The sequence below is a fragment of the Actinopolymorpha singaporensis genome, assembly GCF_900104745.1.
GTDB lineage: Bacteria > Actinomycetota > Actinomycetes > Propionibacteriales > Actinopolymorphaceae > Actinopolymorpha > Actinopolymorpha singaporensis.
In genome coordinates, this window is the sequence record NZ_LT629732.1 from 766,618 (window position 1) to 784,387 (window position 17,770).

A 17,770-nucleotide genomic window follows, 5' to 3' on the forward strand; every position below is an offset into this window, starting at 1 on the left:
GAACGGGAGAACACCGTCATGACCGATCTGCCCCGTGAGCTGACCCCTCGACGCGCCTTCGAGCGGTTCCGTCGTTCCGTCCTGGCCGGCACCACCGACGACGCCGGCGACCAGGCCGAGGACGTCGTGGTCGAGTGGCCTTTCAACCCGCCGGGGCGCCCGCGCCGCCTCCAGGGAAGATCCGAGCTCGAGGCATTGACGCGCGCCGGGCGGGCCGCACTGCCGATGCGCATCGAGGACGTCCCGGTCGTGGCGATCCACGACAGCCTCGACCCCGAGGTGGCGATCGTGGAGTACGAGTTGGCCGGGACGCTCAACGCCACGGGCGAGCGCGTGTCCGGCGCGGCGCTGCTGCTGCTCCGCGTCCGCGACGGCCGGGTCGTGCACGTACGCGAGTACCAGGACGTGGTGGCGATGGCCCAGGCGTTCGGTCAGTACGACGAACTGCTGGCCGCGGTGAAGGCAGCAGCCGGCTCGGCCCCCGCCGACCCGGCGGATGCCGCCTGCACCGGGGCCGACGACGGGGACCCGCCGGACACCGGGCCTCGGGCCGTCTTCGCCCGCTACCAGCAGGCGGTGCTGGCGAACTCCGCCGACGCGATGGCCGACCTGTTCGCAGTCGACGGCGTCCAGGACTTCCCGTTCCGGCTGCCGGGCATCCCGGAGCGGCTGGAGGGCCGGGAGGCGGTGCGTTCCTGGCTCTCGCGGACAGCTGGGCAGTCGATCCGGTTCGAGGCGTACCGCGACGTCACTGTCCACGACACGACCGACCCGGAGGTGATCGTCGTCGAGCACGCCATCGACTGCACCCACGTCGGAACCGGACGTCCGCTGCGGATGTCGTACGTCTACGTGCTTCGTGCCCGCGACGGACAGATCACCCTGCTGCGCGACTACGCGAACCTGCTGCCCGCACTCGCCGCCCGCCTGGTCGACGCCTGACGCCGGTCAGCCCTTGATGCCCGTCTCGGTGACGCCCTGCACGAGGTACCGCTGCAGGAACACGAAGATCAGCACCAGTGGGAGGATCGACACCGCAGCAGCCACGAACAGCTCGTGGATGTTGATGGTCTGCGCGGTGATGAACGTCGACAGCGCCACCTGCACCGTCCACGACGAGGAGTCCTGCCCGATCACCAGGGGCCACAGGAAGGCGTTCCAGTTGGCGATGAACGTGATGGCGGCGATCGCGGCGAAGAACGGCAGCGAGTTGGGTACGACGATCAGCCAGAACGTCCGCCAGTAGCCAAGGCCGTCGACCCTGGCCGCCTCCTCCAGCTCCTTGGGGAAGTTGATGAAGTACTGCCGGAAGAGGAACGCCGCGAACCCGCTGAACAGGCCGGGGATGATCAGGCCGCGCAGCGAGCTCACCCAGCCGAGCGAGGAGACCAGCACGAAGCTCGGGATGAACGTCACCGCCGCCGGGATCATCAGCGTGGCCACGATCAGGTAGAAGATCTTGTTCGACGCGCGGTGCGGGATCCGGGCCAGGCCGTAGCCGGCCATCGCCGCCAGCAGCAGCTGCCCGCCGGTGCCGACCACGCCGACGACCGCGGAGTTCCACAGCGCCCGCGCCATCGGAACCTCGTTGTCGTTGAACAGCTCGGCGATGTTCTCCCAGTGCAGCGTGGTGGGGAACACCGTCCAGCCGGGCGCGGTGATGTCGGTGTCGCTGGACAGCGCGTTGCGCACGATGAGGTAGAACGGCACCAGGAACACCACGGTGGTGATCAGCAGCGCCACCCAGCGAGCGATCGTGGCCACCGCGGCCATCGGCCCGCGCCGGTGCCCGATCGGGACTGGCGTGCCGGTGGTGCGTACGGCGGGTGTGGTCGTGGTCGCCATCAGTCCGCCTTACCGAATCCGAAGATCCTGCTCTGCACCAGCGTGAGCACCATGATGATCGCCGCCAGGATGAGCGCGCCGGCACTGCCCCGGCCGAGATCCTGGATGGAGCTCAGCGAGACGCCGTACAGGTACACCAGCGGCGGCCGGGCGTAGTTGACGTTGCCGACGAGGTTGTAGAACTCGTCGAAAGCCTGGTAGGCCGCGATGAGGTTCAGCAGCAGCACCGCGATCGAGGTGGCCCGCAACTGCGGGAACGTGATGTGGCGGAACACCTGCCAGCCCGGCTTGGCGCCGTCGACGTAGGCCGCCTCGTAGAGGTCGGTCGGGATGCGCTGCAGGCCCGCGATGAACAGGATCATGTAGAAGCCGAGCTGCAGCCACAGCCGCACGGTCACCAGCGGAATCCAGTACCACGGCGGGTCGACGGAGCTCAGCCAGGCGATGTTGTCGATCCCGAACCAGCTCAGCACGGTGTTGGCCAGGCCGAACCGCACGCCGTTGAAGATGGACAGCTTCCAGATCAGCGAGGCCACGACGTACGAACACGCGGTGGGCAGGAAGAACACCGAACGGAAGAACGCCCGTGCCACCCTCACACCGTTGACCAGGAGCGCCAGCCCGAGGGACAACGCGAACGTCAGGGGCACGATGAACACCGCGAACACGGTGAACGTGACCAGGCTGGACAGGAAGTTCGGGTCCGTCAGCATGTCGACGTAGTTGCGCAGCCCCACGAAGTCGGTCGGCGTGACCGTGTTGCGGGCGTCGAAGAAGCTGAGGAACAGGCTCCACACGATCGGCACGTAGCCGAAGACGAGCAGGCCGACGAGGAACGGGCCGACGAAGAGCCAGTAGGCGAGGGAGGTGCCGCGAATACCGCGGCGCCTCCCCCTGCCTGTGGACTGGGCGGTGCCGCCCGTGGTGGACGGCTCGGTGACGGCACTCATCGCCGCTCAGCCGAACAGCCGGTCGAGCTCTGCCTGGGTGGTCTTCTCCGCCTTCTTCGCCTCCGCGGCGGGGTCGGCGCCCTTCTTGATGATGTTGGTCAGCATGTCGCCGAACGCCGAGCCCATCTTCGGTGTCCAGGCGGGGTTGTCGGTGAAGCCGTTGTCGGCGGCGAGCTTCACCGCCTCCGCGGCCGGGCCCGTCTGCAGCTTCTTCGCCTTCGCCGCAAGGCTCTTTCGCGGCGGGATGTGGAAGCCGTAGCTCAGGCACCAGTCCTCCTGGAAGTCCGTCTTGTCGATCCACAGCCAGCGGACGAACTTCTTGGCGGCCTCGACGTTCTTGCTCTTGGCCGAGACGAACTGCGTCCAGCCGCCGGAGTAGACCGCGTCCTTGCCCTGCGCGTCCAGCTTCGGAAACGCCATCACGCCCACGTCGTCGCCGAACTTCTTCATGATCGCGGGCATCGCCCACAGGCCGATCCACTGCATGGCCGCGAGCTCGTTGATGAACGCGCCCGGGTCGGTCCACTCGGTGGGCGCGCCGAGCAATGTGGACTTGCTCGCGTACAGCTCGTGCAGTTTGGAGTACGCCTTGAGGGCACGCTCGCCGGTGAAGTTCGGCTTGTGGTCCTCGGTGAGGTAGCTGCCGCCTGAGGAGTACAACGCGGGGCCGCCCATGGCCAGGCCGCCGTCGTTTCCGGCGTACAGGCCCTTCATGTTCTTGTTGGTGAGGGCCTTCGCTGCGGTGATGAGCTCGTCGATCGTCGTCGGCGGCTTGAGTCCGGCCTTGTCCAGCAGGCTCTTGCGGTAGTAGATGAGCTGCGGGTCGTCGATCATCCGGATGCCGTAGAGCTTGCCGTCGACGGTGTTGGTGGTGATGTCGTTGGCGTTGAAGTCGTCCTTGACGTCGCTGATGATGTCGTCGAGGGGCACGACCTGCTTGCTCTGCACCATGGCGATGTTGAGCTGGCTCTCGAAGACGTCCGGGCCCTTGTCCGACAGCAGGCCCGAAGCCAGCTTCGACGCATAGTCACCGGGTGTCCACTGCACGTTGACAGCGGCCTTGTCGTACGCCTTGGCGTACTTCAGGGCGGCTTCCTTCGTGCCGGCCTCGCCGTACTGGTGGTACCACTGTGACAACACGGTGTTGCTCCCACCGCCGCCGCCACCGCCCCCACTCGCCGGGCGCCCGGTGTTGCCGCCGCAGGCCGCGGCGAACGCGCCGAGGGCTGCCAGCACACCTGTGCGGCGCAGGAAGGTACGTCGGCTCCAAGCGCCGGCCGGCTGTGTCGGGGTCATGCGAACACACCTCCGATGAAGAAACGCCAACTGGAGCGGTCACAGTCGACGGCACACGTGCGGACTCCCGGTCACGACGACCGACACGGGGCGAGGACACCAACGAAGACGACAGGACCGGGCGACATTAGTGATCTCCCACGTTGGAAAACAGTCGCAGTTGGCGGGAATGGCGTCAAGAGTCAAATCGTTCGCGCACCGTTTCGTTGCCCGCAATGCGGCCGAAACGAGACGAACCCGCGCCGGGACGGCCCAGATCGCGGAGGCGGGCGATCTGGACCCTCCGAGCACGGGCTCGACGAGGGGGTCGTTCGGTGGTTCGGGTTGCGGCGGTGCGCGGGAACTTCCGGTGGTGCCATGCTGCCGGGTGCTGCGCTGCTGCGAACTACTGCGAACTGCTGCGAACTTCGTCGTCGGGCGGCTTCGCGGGCGGCGCCCCACGGCGCTCGCCGCGCCTTCGGCGCACCAGCCGATGATCGTATCTGCGTGGCTACGGCTTCACCTCGTCCGGGCCGTACTCCCGCCCGGGCTTGTCCATCCGGTCGTCGAGCCAGTAGGCCCCGCCGAAACCACCGGTCCCACCACTCACGCAGAAGACCAGCGGATCGCGGACCTGGTCCCGCCCGACGTCCGGGTCCGGCGCGGTGCGCGAGGGCCCGGGAGACCCCTGCGCCGCGGCGAACTCGAACCCGTGTGGTTCCGGCATTGGCGCCGCCTTCCGATCTCGTGCTGTACCCCATGGTCACCTGCTCCAATGCCGGTCAGCACGGGTTTCCGCAAATTTGCCACCCAACCTGACGAGGGATCCCTCATGAACGAGACGGCATGCGGGCGTTAGTCGTGCACCGGGCTCTCGTGCTCGCGGTGGGTGGCCGACTCGATCTGGAACGTCGAGTGCTCCACGTCGAAGTGCCCGGCCAGGCAGGTGCACAGCTCGTCCAGCACCCGCCCGGTGTGGCCGCCGGCCATCGTCGCCTCGTCCACGACCACGTGCGCGGACAGGACGGGCAGGCCGGAGGTGATCGTCCAGGCGTGCAGGTCGTGGACGTCGACCACGCCGGGCACGTGCGCGATGTGGTGGCGTACGGCCTCGATGTCCACACCCTTGGGCACGGCCTCCAGCAGTACCTCGATCGCCTCCCGCAACAGCCCCCACGCGCGGGGCAGGATCATCAGGGCGACCAGCCCGGACGCCACCGCGTCCGCGCGCTGCCAGCCGGTGAGCGCGATGACGAGTGCCGCGACCACCACCGCGACCGACCCGAGCAGGTCGCCGAGGACCTCCAGGTAGGCGCCGCGGAGGTTGAGGGAGTCCGACTGCGCCCGGTGGAGCAGCAGCAGGGACGCGGTGTTGGCGGCCAGGCCGACGAGCGCGACCACCAGCATCAGGCCCGACCTGACCTCGGGCGGCTCGGACAGGCGATGCACCGCCTCGTACAGGATGTAGAGCGCGAGCCCGAAGAGGATCACCGCGTTGGCCGCGGCGGCCAGAATCTCCGCGCGCTGCCAGCCGAACGTACGCCGTCTGGTCGGTGCGCGCTGGGCGAGCGTCACCGCCACCAGGGAGAGGACGATGCCGGCGGAATCGGCCGCCATGTGGCCGGCGTCGGCGAGCAGCGCCAGCGAGCCGGACGCGATCGCGCCGACGACCTGCACCACCAGTACGGACGCGGTGAACAGGAGGACGAGCATCAGCCGGCGCCGGTGCCCGCCCGTTGCGGTTCCCCGCGCCGCCGCGTGACCGTGTCCATGTCCGTGACCGTGTCCGCTGGCCATCAGCCGGCTCCCTCCCCGTGCGGACGCCGGCGGTCCGGGCGAGGCGAGCGAGGTGGGCGGCGGTGCGCCCGAACCGGTCCGGACTCCTGGGTGCGCGGCGGCTCGTGTCCGCTGGCGGGAAGGCTTTCGTGCGGGCGGGCCGCGCGAGCGAACGCGGGCGCCTGCTCGTCGGCGTGGTCGCGTACGTCGAGGATCTCGCGGACGCCGGACTCGGCGCAGCCGGCCTGGCCGGCCCCCTCGTTGACGACGGCGAGGAACTCCACCAGGGCGTGCGCGAGGTGCGGACTGGCGAGGTCGTAGCGGACCTGCCGGCCCTCCGGCGTGGCCGACACCAGGCCGGAGCCGCGCAGGAAGGTCAGGTGGTTGGAGACGTTCGGCCTGGTCAGGTCGAGGGTGTCGGCGAGCTGGGCCGGGTAGGCGGGTCCGGCGACCATGGCGAGCAGGATCCGGCAGCGGGTGGGATCGGCGATCGCCCGGCCGAGCCGGGACATCGCCTCCACGTCCGCCGGCCCGGCAGCCGGGCGCGGGGCCTCGGAGGTACCCGGCGGGCGGGACTCGGGTGGCTGGGTGAACACGGCCCCACGATACAGCGGACGCTGAATTAAGCAAGCGCTGTATCGTCGCGTTCGGCCGGTCTCGGCCGGTACGTCCCCGGATCGGCCTCCGACCGGGGCCCGTCAGCGAGCGAGCCAGCCGCCGTCCACCGGCACGACCGCGCCCGACACGTAGTCCGAGGCGGCCGATGCCAGGAAGACGGCCGCACCGGCGAGGTCGTCGGGGCGTCCCCAGCGGCCTGCCGGGATCCGCTCCAGGATGGCGCGGCTGCGATCCGGGTCGTTGCGCAGCGCCTCGGTGTTGTCGGTGGCGAAGTAGCCGGGCGCGATCGCGTTGACGTTCACGCCGTACGGCGCCCACTCGTTGGCCAGCGCCCGGGTCAGCCCGGCCAGCCCGCTCTTGGCCGCGGTGTACGCGGCGACGTTGATCCCGCCCTGGAAGCTCAGCACCGAACCGGTGAAGATCACCTTCCCGGCACGGCGGCGCACCATGGGCCGGCCGAGTTCGCGGGTGAGGGCGAACTGCGCGGTCAGGTCGACCGCGAGCACCTCGTCCCAGTCGGCGTCGGCGTAGTCGACGGCGGGTGACCGGCGGATCGTTCCGGCGTTGTTGACCAGGATGTCCACCGGGCGTTCCCGTTCGGCGAGGCTCCGCCCGAACTCCGTGACCGCCGCCCGGTCGGCGAAGTCGACCCGGTGCCCCTCGAAGGAGCGGCCGAGCGAGGTCACCGCCTGCTCGACCTCGCTGCCACTGACCTGGAGCCGGGAGCTCACCCCGATCACGTCCGCACCGGCGGAGGCCAGCGCCCTGGCCATCGCCAGCCCGAGCCCGCGGTTGGCGCCGGTGACCAGCGCCAGTCGCCCGGTCAGGTCGAAGATGCCGCCCGCGCCGCCCGTACCGGCGACCGGGGCGGTCACGAGGCGTCCTGGCAGTCGATCAGGACCTTCATCACGCCGCCGCCGGACTCCAGCGCGTCGAACGCCGCACTCGCGCCGGACAGCGGGACCACCCGCGAGATCAGCTCCTTCGCCGGCACCTGCCGGTCGGCGACCAGCCGTACGGCGTACTCGAAGTCGTCCCGGGTGTAGACGCGGGTGCCGAGGACGGAAAGCTCCCGCAGGAAGACCTGGTTGAGATCGACCAGGCGCGGCTCGGAGTGGATGGCCACGACCACCATCGCGCCGCGTACGCCGAGCACGTCGGTGGCGGTCCGTACGCCGGCCGGCGCTCCGGACACCTCGAACGAGACGGGAACGCCCGCGCCCGAGGTCCAGTCCGCGACATACGCAGCGACGTCGGTGCGGCTCGGATCGACGACGGTGAGGCCGAGGCCCTCGGCCGTCGCCTGGCGGTGCGGGTCGAGTTCGAGGAGGACGACCTCGCTCCCCTGCGCCTGCGCCACCCGGGCGATGAGCACCCCGATCGGCCCGCCGCCCACGACGACCGCCTTCTCACCGGCGGCGAGGCCGGACCGGCGTACGTCGTGCACCGCGACCGCGGTCGGCTCCACCAGGGCGGCCACGTCCAGCGGGAGGTCGGCGGGCAGCCCGACCACGACGTCCTCCGGGACCGTCCAGCTCCCCTGCATGGCGCCCGGGATGTCGACACCGATGACCTTCAGCGTCTGGCACACGTGGGTGTGGCCGGCCCGGCACGCGGCGCAGATGCCGCACCAGCGCAGCGGCATCACTGTCACCGGGTCGCCGACCTGGCGGTTCGTGACCCCCTCTCCCACCGAGGCGATCCGGCCGGACGACTCGTGGCCGAGCACCGCCCTGGCCGGCACCCGGTGGTCCATCGCACCGTGCCGGATGTGCAGGTCGGTGCCGCAGATACCCGCGTACGCCACCTCGATCTCGACCTCGCCCGGCCCGGGCGGTACCCGATCGCGGTCCTCGACGATCAGGGTCGGGTCACCGGTGTACACGGCCGCGCGCATGCGATCTCCTCCGCTGTCTGGCTGGGTCTCGACACGGGGCTCCACGGGCACCCACGTTCGCGGTTGGAGTGCACCACATGCGCCCATTTCCGGCCAAGCCGGTGTCCGGCGCTGGTACGTCCGCGGACGGGGCTGGCGGGAATGTTGATGCTTCAACTATCGTTCCGTGTGGCAGGACCGGCCGCCAGCCGGGCGGCAGGCTCCCACCGACCCAAGGAGTGACCATGCCCGCGGTCAGCGTCGACAACATCCTCGTGCTGCCTCGCCTGCCCAAGGTCGACCAGGCCACCGCCACCGAACGCAAGGTCTCGTCGGTGACGACCGCCCCGAGCGGTTTCGAGGGCGAGGGTTTCCCGGTCCGCCGGGCGTTCGCCGGTGTCGACCTGAGTCAGCTCGACCCGTTCATCCACATGGACCAGATGGGTGAGGTGGAGTACGCGCCGGGCGAACCCAAGGGAACGCCCTGGCACCCGCACCGCGGTTTCGAGACCGTGACGTACATGATCGACGGCACGCTCCGCCACCAGGACTCCAACGGCGGCGGCGGCCTGATCAGCGACGGCGACACCCAGTGGATGACCGCCGGTGGCGGCCTGCTGCACATCGAGGCCCCGCCGGAGGAGGTCGTGATGAGCGGTGGCCTGTTCCACGGCTTCCAGCTGTGGGTCAACCTGCCGGGGCGGCTGAAGATGACCGCGCCGCGCTACCAGGACATCCACCGCGGCGACGTGGGCCTGGTCAGCTCCCACGACGGCGGCGCGCTGCTGCGCGTCATCGCCGGCGAGGTGGGCGGCCACAAGGGGCCCGGCATCACCCACACGCCGATCGCCCTGCTGCACGCGACCGTCTCCCCCGGCGCGCAGGTCCGGCTCCCGTGGCGGGCCGACTTCAACGCGCTGGTGTACGTCCTGAACGGCACCGGCACCGTCGGCGCCAACCGACGGCCGATCCGCAGCGGCCAGCTCGCGGTGTTCGGTCCCGGCGACGTGGTGACGCTGGACGCCGACCAGCACCAGGAGAGCCGCAGCCCGGCGCTGGACGTACTCGTCCTCGGCGGGCAGCCGATCCGGGAGCCGGTCGCGGCGTACGGCCCGTTCGTCATGAACACCCGTCAGGAGCTCGTGCAGGCGTTCGAGGACTTCCAGGCCGGCCGGCTGGGCACCATTCCCGCCCAGCCGCACCCGGGCCACGACGTGCTCTGAGCCTGCTCTGAGCCTGCTCCGAGCCGCCTGTCCGTCACGCCCCTCGCCGGGTCGGCGCCCTCCGGGGCCGCCGGCCCGGCGATCTCGTCGCGGTGGCCAGGAGCCGCGCGGCCGGCCCGCTCGGGTCGCGGCCGGGCAACCACACCGCGCGGAACCGCCGCTCGAACCGCAGGTCGCGTACGGTCACCGCGACCAGGCGTCCGTCCGCGAGTTCCGCCCCCACAGCGAGCGCGCTGAGCACGCCCGGCCCCTCCCCGGCCATCACCGCCGCCTTGATCGCGGTGGTGGAGCCGAGCTCCAGACCGGCGTGAACGCGGTGCCCGGCCGCGGCGAGCCGGCGGACGAACACGTCCCGCGTACCCGACCCTTCCTCCCGCAGCACCAGCCGGGCCGCAGCCAGCTCGTCCGGGCGCACCCCGGCAGCACGCCGGGACCACCGATGACCAGGGGCCACCACGACCAGCAGTTCGTCCGCGCCGACCGTGCGTGACCGCAGGCCGGTCGGCACCGACGTTCCCTCGACGAACCCGAGGTCGGCGCGCCGGTCGCGAACCATGGCTGCGACCTGCTCGGAGTTGCCGACCCGCAGCGCGACGTCCAGGTCCGGCTCGGCGGCGTGCAGCCGGGCCAGCCAGCCGGGTACGAGGTACTCCGCGACGGTCATCGACGCGGCCAACCGCAGCTGACCGGCCTGCTCCGCCCGCAGGGCGGCCACACCGAGAGCGAGTTCGCGGGACGCCTCGAGGACCGGCCGGGCCCAGTCGACGACCGCCGCACCCGCCGGGGTGAGCGTCGAGCCGACCGTGGAGCGCTCCAGCAACCGCAGTCCCAGCCGGCGTTCGAGTCCACGCAGACGCTGACTCACCGCGGGCTGGCTGATGCCGTGCAACCCGGCCGCCTGCCGCAGGCTGCCGGTCTCCGCCACCGTGACCAGCAGGTGCAGCGTCGCGACCTCGGGGAGTTCGAGCACACCGCGAGCATAGGCGGTCCGCCACCAGGCTATAAGGCGGCCTTATCACCTGCCCGGCAAACGACGCCTACCGCCGAACGCGGGCAACCCGCATCGTGGATGGTGCGGCAGTACGCCGAAAGACCCCGAAAGGAGCAAGGTGGCCACGGACGTGCGGAACCCCTCGGCACCGGCGTCCCACGCACCCGCCGGGACGGAGAACTCGCCGGCACCACCGGCGAAGGCACCGAAGGTGCCCGCCGGAAGGTCTGTGCCGGCGACCCCGACGATCCTGGCCATCCTGGCCATCCTGGCGACGGCTCTTGCGGCCACCGTGCTCGGTGGACACGTCCCGGTGGTCGGCGCGCCGGTGGTCGCGCTGGCACTCGGCGTACTTCTTGCCGGTACCTGCCCTCCGGTGGCCCGGCTGCGCCCGCGGCTGGCGCTCCCCGGACGGTGGTGTCTGCAGGCCGCGGTGGTCGTGCTCGGCACGAGCCTGTCCCTGCGGCAGATCGCCGACACCGGCCTGGCATCGCTGCCGGTGCTGGCGGGAACCCTCGGCGTCGCACTCGTGGCGACCCCCCTGCTTGGTCGGGCCCTCGGTGTCAACGGCGGCTTGCGCACGCTCGTCGGTGCCGGCACCGCGATCTGCGGCGCGTCGGCGATCGCCGCCACGGCGGGGGTCGTCGCGGTCACCGAGGCCGAGATCGCGTACGCCGTCGCCACGATCTTCGCGTTCAACATCGCCGCGGTGGTGGTCTTCCCCCTCCTCGGCCATCTGCTCGACCTGTCCCCGGCGGGCTTCGGCCTGTGGGCCGGCAGCGCGGTCAACGACACTTCCTCGGTCGTGGCGGTGGGGTACGCCTTCGGCGCGGCCGCCGGAACCCACGCCGTCGTGGTGAAACTGACCCGCACGCTCGCGATCGTCCCGCTCACGCTCGGCCTCGCGTTCGCTCAGGCCCGGGCCTCCCGGGCCGCCCGGTTCGCGGCAGGGGGTTCCCCGTCGGAGGACGGGACGGCCACCCCTCCTGGCCCGCGAGCCGTTCCCCGCCTGCGGAAGGTGGTGCCAGGCTTCGTCGTGCTGTTCGTCGTCGCCGCCCTGGCGAACAGCCTTGGGCTGGTGCCCGCCGCCGTCCACCGGCCGCTCGGCCAGGTCGCGGCGTTCCTCGTGACGGCGGCCCTCGCGGCCGTCGGCCTGAGCACCCGGTTGGGTGAGCTGCGTACGACCGGCCCCCGGCCGCTGCTCCTCGGTGCACTGCTGTGGGTGTGCGTCGCCGGCACGGGCCTGGTCCTGCAGGCCGCGACCAACCAGTGGTGACCGTTCGAACGTGACCGGCCACTCCGTGACCGGCCCGCCGGAAGGCATCGACAGCGGTGCACCGAGACGATCATGCTGGATGCGCACGGCGGTGCCGTCGTGCTTCGGCGTGGCCGAAAGCCTAGGGTGTCCCCCGCAGGACCCACCCCCCAACTCGCGGCCGGGCATGCCCGGTGCGCACGAGAGTCGAGTCGCACATGCTGGTGATCGCCAACAAGGAAGCCGGCAGCACCGAGCCCGAGGCGATCGAACGGGCGCTGGAGGTGCTCCGCGCCGCCGCCCCGGCCGAACTGGTCTACTGCGAGAGCCGCGACCACCTGCAGGATTGTCTCGACGCGCGCGCCGGCCGGCCCGTCGTCGTCATCGGTGGCGACGGCTCCCTGCACACCACGGTCTCCGCGCTGTACGCCCGGGGTGAGCTCGCCGACTGCCCGGTCGGCCTGATCCCGCTGGGCACCGGCAACGATCTCGCCCGTGGGCTGGACCTACCGCTCGACCCGGCGGAGGCGGCCGAGATCGTCCGCTCCGGTTCGCTGCGGACGATGGACCTGATCGCCGACGACAACGGCGGCGCGGTCGTCAACGCCGTACATGTCGGTGCCGGCGCCGAGGCCGCCCAGGCGGCGACGCCGCTGAAGCCGCGCCTCGGCCCGTTGGCGTTCCCCCTGGGCGCCGTCCTCGCCGGCCTGCGTACGAAGGGATGGCGGCTCACCGTGGTGGTGGACGGGCGCACGGTCGCCCGGCCCCGGCGGAAGACTCTCATGGTGGGGTTGGCGAATGCGCCGAGCATCGCCGGCGGCACCGCCCGGCTCTCGCCGGAAGCAGTCCCCCACGACGGACAGATCGACGTCGTGGTGTCGCACTCGGTGGGCCGGATGGCCCGGCTGGGATACGCGCTGCACCTGACCCGCGGCCGGCACACCGGACGCGACGACGTCGTGTCGCTTCGAGGGCGTGAGGTCGTGGTGTCCGGCGAGGAGTTCTTCATCAACGCCGACGGTGAGGTGACCGGGCCGCGGCGGCACTGCTCGTGGCGGGTCGTACCCGGCGCCTGGCGGATGTACCTCCCGAGCGGCCCGCCGGCCGACCCCGGCGCGGCCGCGGCGGCGGGCGACCGACGAGTCGGCTGACCACGAAGCGCTCGAGGGCGGACACGTCGACGGGCGGGTCACTCCACCTGGTGTGGACGTGACCCGCCCGTCGGCGGCTGTCGGCTTGCGCGGTGAAGCTCAGCCCCTGCGGAAGCGGGCGTCGAAGAAGCAGTAGATCCCGTAGGACGCGACGCCGAGCGCGATCAGCCCGAGCAGCACCGGGCCGTAGGGCTGCTTCGCCAGCGTCTGCAGCGCGCCGTCGAGGCCGGCGGACTTCTTCGCGTCGTACGTCACCGCCGCGGCGAGAACCAGCACGCCGACCAGGGCGTACGCGACACCGACGGCGACGAACCCTGCCTGCCCGAGCCGGATCACAGTCTTGCGGGTGCCCAGGCTCGCCCGCATGAGGTCGAGGTCCTCCAGGAACTTCTTCTTCCAGCCGTGGTAGGCGAGGTAACCCGCACCCGCGATGATGCCGAGCCCGACCAGGCCGACCAGGAGCTGCCCGCCGGGGAGTTCGAGGACCTTCGCGGTGAACGTCTTCTGCGTGCCCCCGGAGCCCGCGCTGCCACCGGCGGCGATCCTGCCCGCACTGAACGCCAGCGCGCCGAACGCGATCGCCTTCCCGGCACTGCCGAGCCGCCGGGCCGTCCGGCGCTTGTCGGACGTGGTGTATCCGTATCCGACCCCGGCCTCGGCGAGCTGCCACACCGCCAGCGCGACCAGGCCGATGGTGATCACCCACAGCAGGAGGCCACCGCCCGGTTGACTCGCCAGCGTCTGCAGCGCTCCCTGTTTGCTGGCGTTGCCGCCACCGCCACCGCTGAACGCGACCTTGGCCGCGAGGTAGGCGAACAGGAGATTGACGAGTCCGTACGCGGCGAGTCCGACCCGGCCGAGCAACCTGACCGGTTTGCTGTCAGCGGCCTGCTGGGCCTGCCGGCCCGCGTTCTCACCGCTTCGTACCTGCGCGTTCATCCGCGCTCCCACCCCTTGTCCTCTTGTCCATGAGCATGTCGTCCGGGCTCAGGTCTTCCGGGCACAGGTCTTCCGGGCACAGGTCTTCCGGGCTCAGGTCTTCCGGGCAACAGGCTGCCAGGGCACCTCCCCTGGGCCGCGGCTGTGCCCGGACAGAAGCGAGTGCCCGGGCAGAGACCTGCCCGGGCACGGGCTTCCGGGGACGCCGGCCTCCTGGGCCTCGTCCCGAAAGATGAGGCGAGGGGTCAGACGGCGGGCGGCCCGTCGTCGTACACCCGGCGCTCCTCGACCCGAGTGGCCGGAGCCGCGGCACGCCGACGGCGCGGGCCCCAGATCAGCGCGGTCATGATCAGGCCGATCACGCCGACGACCATCAGGATCCACCCGATGACGGAGATGTCGAGTCCGGAAATGCTGAAGTTGACCGCGAACGCCAGAATGGCACCCACCGCGATGAGAAGAATGCTCGCACCGATACCCATACGTACCACCTCGTGGCTGGGAATAACTGGATCTGGTTGTCCCCCCGATTGGAATACCGTCGGCAAACCATAGGCCAATTCAGAAGTCGGCGCGACCGGTCGCCATCCCGGCGTGGTGAGCGGCCGGCCGAACCGGGAACCGACCGGGATCCCGCCGGGGATTCCCCCGGGCACCCCACATGAGAACGGGTGTCCCACGCCGACGGCGCGGGACACCCGTCAGGTTACGTAGAGACGCGATCCGACTGTGCGGCGTCACTTGTCCTTGTCGAACGCCTTCTTCGCGGAGTCCTTCACGTCCTCCGCGGCGTCACCAACCTTGTCGCCGGCGCGCTTGACGCCCGCCTGCGCCTGGTCGGCGCGGCCCTCGTCACGCAGCTGGTCATCGCCAGTGGCTTCGCCGGCCTTCACCTTGGCCTTGCCCTTGGCGCCCTCTGCCTTGTGCTTCATCTTGTCGCCTGCAGCCATTACGGAAGTCTCCCTTCCTGTGGCGCGGCCATCGGATGGTGCCGACCGCGCGGCCTCACTCACAGCAGATACCCAAGATCGCCTCCTTGGCAACCGGTCACGCCGACTTTGTGAAATTCCGAACAACCCTGGGCGGCCCGCAACGCGGACTTGACACCTGGACCCGCCTAAGGTGTCGCGAAACCACACTTCGGGGAAACCATGACCGAGCCACGAGCCGCCACCTCGTCCGAGACCGGAGCCCCGGCCGCCGGGTTGACCCGAGCGGAGATACGCGGGCGCGCCGTGTGCACCGCCCTGATGGCGTTCTTCGCGCTCGTCTGGACGGCCTGGGGACTGTCCACCGCCGTACCGCCCGCGATTCAGACCTGCGGGCGCGTCGTCGGTGTCCGCCGTTCTCGGCCGCACCGGCCGTCCCGAGGTCATCGCGCCGGTGGTCTGCCTCGGTGTCGGCATTCACTTCTTCCCGGTATGCAGGCTGTTCGCCGTACCGCTCTACGACGCCACCGGGCTGGCGTTGTGCGCGATCGCGGTCGCCACCGCGATCGCGGCACCGTTGTCCGGCAACGCCGCCCTGTGGACGCTGCTCCCCGGCGTGGGTGCTGCGATCACGTTGTACGCCACCGGCGCGCTCCTGCTACGCCCCTCCTACCTTCGCGGTCCGGCTCGGCCGACCCACTGACCAGCCTGCGCAGCCCCTGGACGCCCGCCCACGTCAGGTGTGCCGGTCGGGGTTGGTCCAGTGCCACGTCTCCGGGTCGTACACCGCGGGCGTGGGATGGCTCCACGGCCCGGCGAAGCCGTTCAGCGCGAGGTTCTCCCGTCGCGGCACGTTGCGCAGGTCCTTGTGCGCAAGGATCGGCACCGGGGTGTTGGCCACCGGCCCGATGAAGAACGGGCCGTCGGTCACGTGGATCTTCACCATCTCCCACACCAGCCGGTAGCGGCGAAGGGCGTCCGGCTCGACCTTCGCCCGGTCGTGCAGCTCCCACAGCCGCGCGATCGGTCCACCCTTCTCCGGTTCCACGCTCGGCGGCTTCCGCTCGTACGGGTCGGTGTTCTTCACCTTCGCCGCCTCGGGCGTGTTGCGGATCGCGTGGTAGTTGGCGTGCAGCGGTGCCCACCAGTCCGCGAAGCCTGCAAGGGGTATGAGCACCTGCGGCTCGACCAGGATCTCGTGGATACCGCCGCCGTTCTCCCAGGCCGTGGTGGTCATCAGTTCACCGGCCTGCCACCGGATCGAGAACGCGTCGGGCGCGACGGGGTTCTGCTTCACCGCGATGCCGATCGCGCGCCAGTCTCGTTCCAGCATGGCGTTCTTGTGGATGTGTTCGGGCGAGGTGCCCGCAGGATAGTCCAGCCGTACGACGAGTTTTCCGCCGTCCGGGAGCTCGCGCAGGCCGTCGCCGTCACGGTCGACGACGCCGAGGTCGTCCAGGATCGCCTTCGCCTTCTTCGGATCGTGCCGTACGTAGCTGTCCCGCCAGCCGGCGTAGGCCCGCCTGGCCCGCGCGCTGCCCTGCAGGTCGATCGCCTTGGGGCTGTAGGTGCCGGTGGTGAGCTCGCCGGTGTTGAAGTAGATCGCCTTACGGGCATCGGCCCTGTTGAAGGCGTACGACAGCGCCTGGCGGAACTTCGGCTCCCGGATCAGCGGCCGGAGTTTGTCGTCCTTGTAGTCGTAGTTGAAGAAGAAGATCGAGCCCGTGCCCGAACCCCCGTCCCACAACAGCACTTCCAGGCCGGTGCGGCCCTGCGTCTGCTTCAGCCCGGACACGTCGCCCAGGGTCAGCGACAGGAACGGCCCGTGCGCGTGGTCGAGTTTTCCCTGCTGTAGTTGGAGTTTGGTGACCTCGACGTCCTGGACCGCGGTGATCGTCACCGTGTCGAGGTACGGCAGCTGGTTGCCGGCGGTGTCGACACACCAGTAGTAGGGGTTGCGTTCCCACACGGCGCTGCGACCCTCGCGGTAGGAGCGCACCTTCCAGCCGTTCATCGTCGGGCAGTCCGGGTTGGTGCCGTAGTCACGGAGCCGGTCGAACTTCCCGCCGGCGGCCGCCCAGTCGGCGCCGACCTTCGGGTTGTAGCGCGGGTGGTACTCCGCGAGGTAGTGCTTGGGCGCCATCCAGGCCGGCCCGACGTTGCCGTTCACCCAGCGGGCGAGGTGGAACGGCGTGAGCGGGGCAGGTGTGGTGAACCGCAGCACCAGCGTGTGCGGGTCGGGCGCGGACATCTTCACGAGTTCGCCGTCCGCGCCCTTGGTCTCGTCCGGCGGGGCCTCGGAGTGGTCCTTGTTCAGGACCATGTCCTCCCACCAGAACATGATGTCCGCCGTCGACCACGGCTTGCCGTCGGACCAGCGAAGCCCCTTGCGGAAGTGGAAGGTCCACTCCGAGGCGTCGGCGTTGGAGTCCCACTCCTGCACGAGTCCGGGGCCCACGTCGCGGCCGTCGTTCAGCCAGCGCAGGAGGGAATGGCCGTACATGTACTCCTTGTTGGAGGCCCCGGCCGGGTCGGTGGTCGGCATCCGCAGGTTGCCGCCGTACTTGCCGGGCGTCACCCACCGGTGGGGTACGACGTACGGCGAGTCGGGCAGCCGCTCGGCGACCGCCGGCAGGCTGCCCGCCTTCACCTGCGCGGCCAGGTCGGGCGCCTCGGCGAACTTCGCCGGTGGCTTGAGCGGCGTGGTCACCGAACCCTTTCGGCTCACCCGGCCGGACTTCGCGGCGTCCTTCGCGGCGTTCTTCGTCCCGCCCTTCCCGCCCTCTCTCCCGCCACCTTCGTCGTTCCCGCCGCCGGTGGAGCACGCCGACAGGGTGGCCACGGCAGCCGTCGCGGACGCCAGCAGGAAAGTACGACGGTCAACACGCTTCAGGGGGTTCGCGTCTGGGTTCACAGCCCGGACGCTAGGCGGTCGGCCCGGG

At 70.7% G+C, this 17,770-nt stretch carries 17 protein-coding genes and 1 pseudogene; 5 read left to right on the forward strand and 13 right to left on the reverse strand.

Annotated elements, in window-relative coordinates:
* The first annotated feature begins 18 nt into the window (after positions 1-18).
* Positions 19-942 (forward strand): nuclear transport factor 2 family protein, encoded by a 924-nt coding sequence (locus BLU27_RS29750; RefSeq protein WP_197681660.1) that lies wholly within the window; start codon positions 19-21, stop codon positions 940-942.
* Positions 943-948: 6 nt separating this feature from the next.
* On the opposite strand, the gene BLU27_RS03550 is transcribed toward BLU27_RS29750, so the two are convergent.
* From BLU27_RS03550 to BLU27_RS03585, 8 genes and pseudogenes are all read right to left on the reverse strand, one after another.
* On the reverse strand, positions 949-1,845 hold the full coding sequence (locus tag BLU27_RS03550; RefSeq protein WP_092650515.1) for a carbohydrate ABC transporter permease: 897 nt from the start codon (positions 1,843-1,845) through the stop codon (positions 949-951).
* Positions 1,845-2,795 carry a carbohydrate ABC transporter permease gene (locus tag BLU27_RS03555; RefSeq protein ID WP_092650517.1) on the reverse strand — a complete coding sequence of 317 codons (951 nt, stop codon included), beginning with the start codon at positions 2,793-2,795 and terminating at the stop codon, positions 1,845-1,847. Before BLU27_RS03555 ends, BLU27_RS03550 begins: the two co-directional genes overlap by 1 nt.
* Before the next feature lie 6 nt (positions 2,796-2,801).
* Positions 2,802-4,091, reverse strand: coding sequence for an ABC transporter substrate-binding protein (locus BLU27_RS03560; protein WP_092650519.1), 1,290 nt, complete (start codon positions 4,089-4,091; stop codon positions 2,802-2,804).
* Between the two features lie 490 nt (positions 4,092-4,581).
* Positions 4,582-4,797 carry a hypothetical protein gene (locus BLU27_RS03565; RefSeq protein WP_092650521.1) on the reverse strand — a complete coding sequence of 72 codons (216 nt, stop codon included), beginning with the start codon at positions 4,795-4,797 and terminating at the stop codon, positions 4,582-4,584.
* A 128-nt stretch (positions 4,798-4,925) separates the two neighbouring features.
* Positions 4,926-5,867, reverse strand: a complete 942-nt coding sequence (locus BLU27_RS03570; protein WP_092650523.1) for a cation diffusion facilitator family transporter — start codon at positions 5,865-5,867, stop codon at positions 4,926-4,928.
* 203 nt (positions 5,868-6,070) lie between these two features.
* Positions 6,071-6,358 (reverse strand): annotated as a pseudogene (locus tag BLU27_RS30185) (ArsR/SmtB family transcription factor); the annotation flags it as partial.
* Positions 6,359-6,544: 186 nt separating this feature from the next.
* The gene (locus tag BLU27_RS03580; protein ID WP_277869275.1) at positions 6,545-7,339 is read right to left on the reverse strand and encodes an SDR family oxidoreductase; all 795 of its coding nucleotides are present in this window, start codon (positions 7,337-7,339) and stop codon (positions 6,545-6,547) included.
* Positions 7,336-8,361 carry a zinc-dependent alcohol dehydrogenase gene (locus BLU27_RS03585; RefSeq protein WP_092650525.1) on the reverse strand — a complete coding sequence of 342 codons (1,026 nt, stop codon included), beginning with the start codon at positions 8,359-8,361 and terminating at the stop codon, positions 7,336-7,338. The genes BLU27_RS03580 and BLU27_RS03585 overlap by 4 nt, the downstream gene beginning before the upstream one ends.
* 224 nt (positions 8,362-8,585) lie before the next feature.
* Between BLU27_RS03585 and BLU27_RS03590 the strand changes: the two genes are divergently transcribed.
* Positions 8,586-9,563: a pirin family protein gene (locus BLU27_RS03590; protein ID WP_092650527.1), complete on the forward strand. Its 978-nt coding sequence runs from the start codon at positions 8,586-8,588 to the stop codon at positions 9,561-9,563.
* Between the two features lie 34 nt (positions 9,564-9,597).
* On the opposite strand, the gene BLU27_RS03595 is transcribed toward BLU27_RS03590, so the two are convergent.
* The gene (locus BLU27_RS03595) at positions 9,598-10,533 is read right to left on the reverse strand and encodes a LysR substrate-binding domain-containing protein (RefSeq protein ID WP_172804854.1); all 936 of its coding nucleotides are present in this window, start codon (positions 10,531-10,533) and stop codon (positions 9,598-9,600) included.
* Between the two features lie 139 nt (positions 10,534-10,672).
* Between BLU27_RS03595 and BLU27_RS03600 the strand changes: the two genes are divergently transcribed.
* Together BLU27_RS03600 and BLU27_RS03605 are read left to right on the forward strand one after the other, a co-directional pair.
* Positions 10,673-11,830 (forward strand): YeiH family protein, encoded by a 1,158-nt coding sequence (locus tag BLU27_RS03600; protein WP_241827765.1) that lies wholly within the window; start codon positions 10,673-10,675, stop codon positions 11,828-11,830.
* Positions 11,831-12,003: 173 nt separating this feature from the next.
* A complete protein-coding gene (locus BLU27_RS03605; protein WP_197681661.1) occupies positions 12,004-12,960 on the forward strand; it encodes a diacylglycerol/lipid kinase family protein in 957 nt (318 codons plus the stop codon).
* Between the two features lie 99 nt (positions 12,961-13,059).
* Here BLU27_RS03605 and BLU27_RS03610 read toward each other — a convergent pair whose 3' ends face one another.
* The 3 genes from BLU27_RS03610 to BLU27_RS03620 form a co-directional block, all read right to left on the reverse strand.
* Positions 13,060-13,899: a DUF1206 domain-containing protein gene (locus tag BLU27_RS03610; RefSeq protein WP_092650533.1), complete on the reverse strand. Its 840-nt coding sequence runs from the start codon at positions 13,897-13,899 to the stop codon at positions 13,060-13,062.
* Positions 13,900-14,144: 245 nt separating this feature from the next.
* A complete protein-coding gene (locus tag BLU27_RS03615) occupies positions 14,145-14,381 on the reverse strand; it encodes a DUF6458 family protein (RefSeq protein WP_092650535.1) in 237 nt (78 codons plus the stop codon).
* A 255-nt stretch (positions 14,382-14,636) separates the two neighbouring features.
* A complete protein-coding gene (locus tag BLU27_RS03620; protein WP_092650537.1) occupies positions 14,637-14,849 on the reverse strand; it encodes a CsbD family protein in 213 nt (70 codons plus the stop codon).
* 385 nt (positions 14,850-15,234) lie between these two features.
* On the opposite strand from BLU27_RS03620, the gene BLU27_RS03625 reads away from it, so the two are divergent.
* Positions 15,235-15,531, forward strand: coding sequence for a hypothetical protein (locus BLU27_RS03625; RefSeq protein ID WP_092650539.1), 297 nt, complete (start codon positions 15,235-15,237; stop codon positions 15,529-15,531).
* A 33-nt stretch (positions 15,532-15,564) separates the two neighbouring features.
* Here BLU27_RS03625 and BLU27_RS03630 read toward each other — a convergent pair whose 3' ends face one another.
* Complete coding sequence (locus BLU27_RS03630) at positions 15,565-17,742, reverse strand: ABC transporter substrate-binding protein (RefSeq protein WP_241827766.1); 2,178 nt, start codon at positions 17,740-17,742, stop codon at positions 15,565-15,567.
* Positions 17,743-17,770 lie beyond the last annotated feature (28 nt).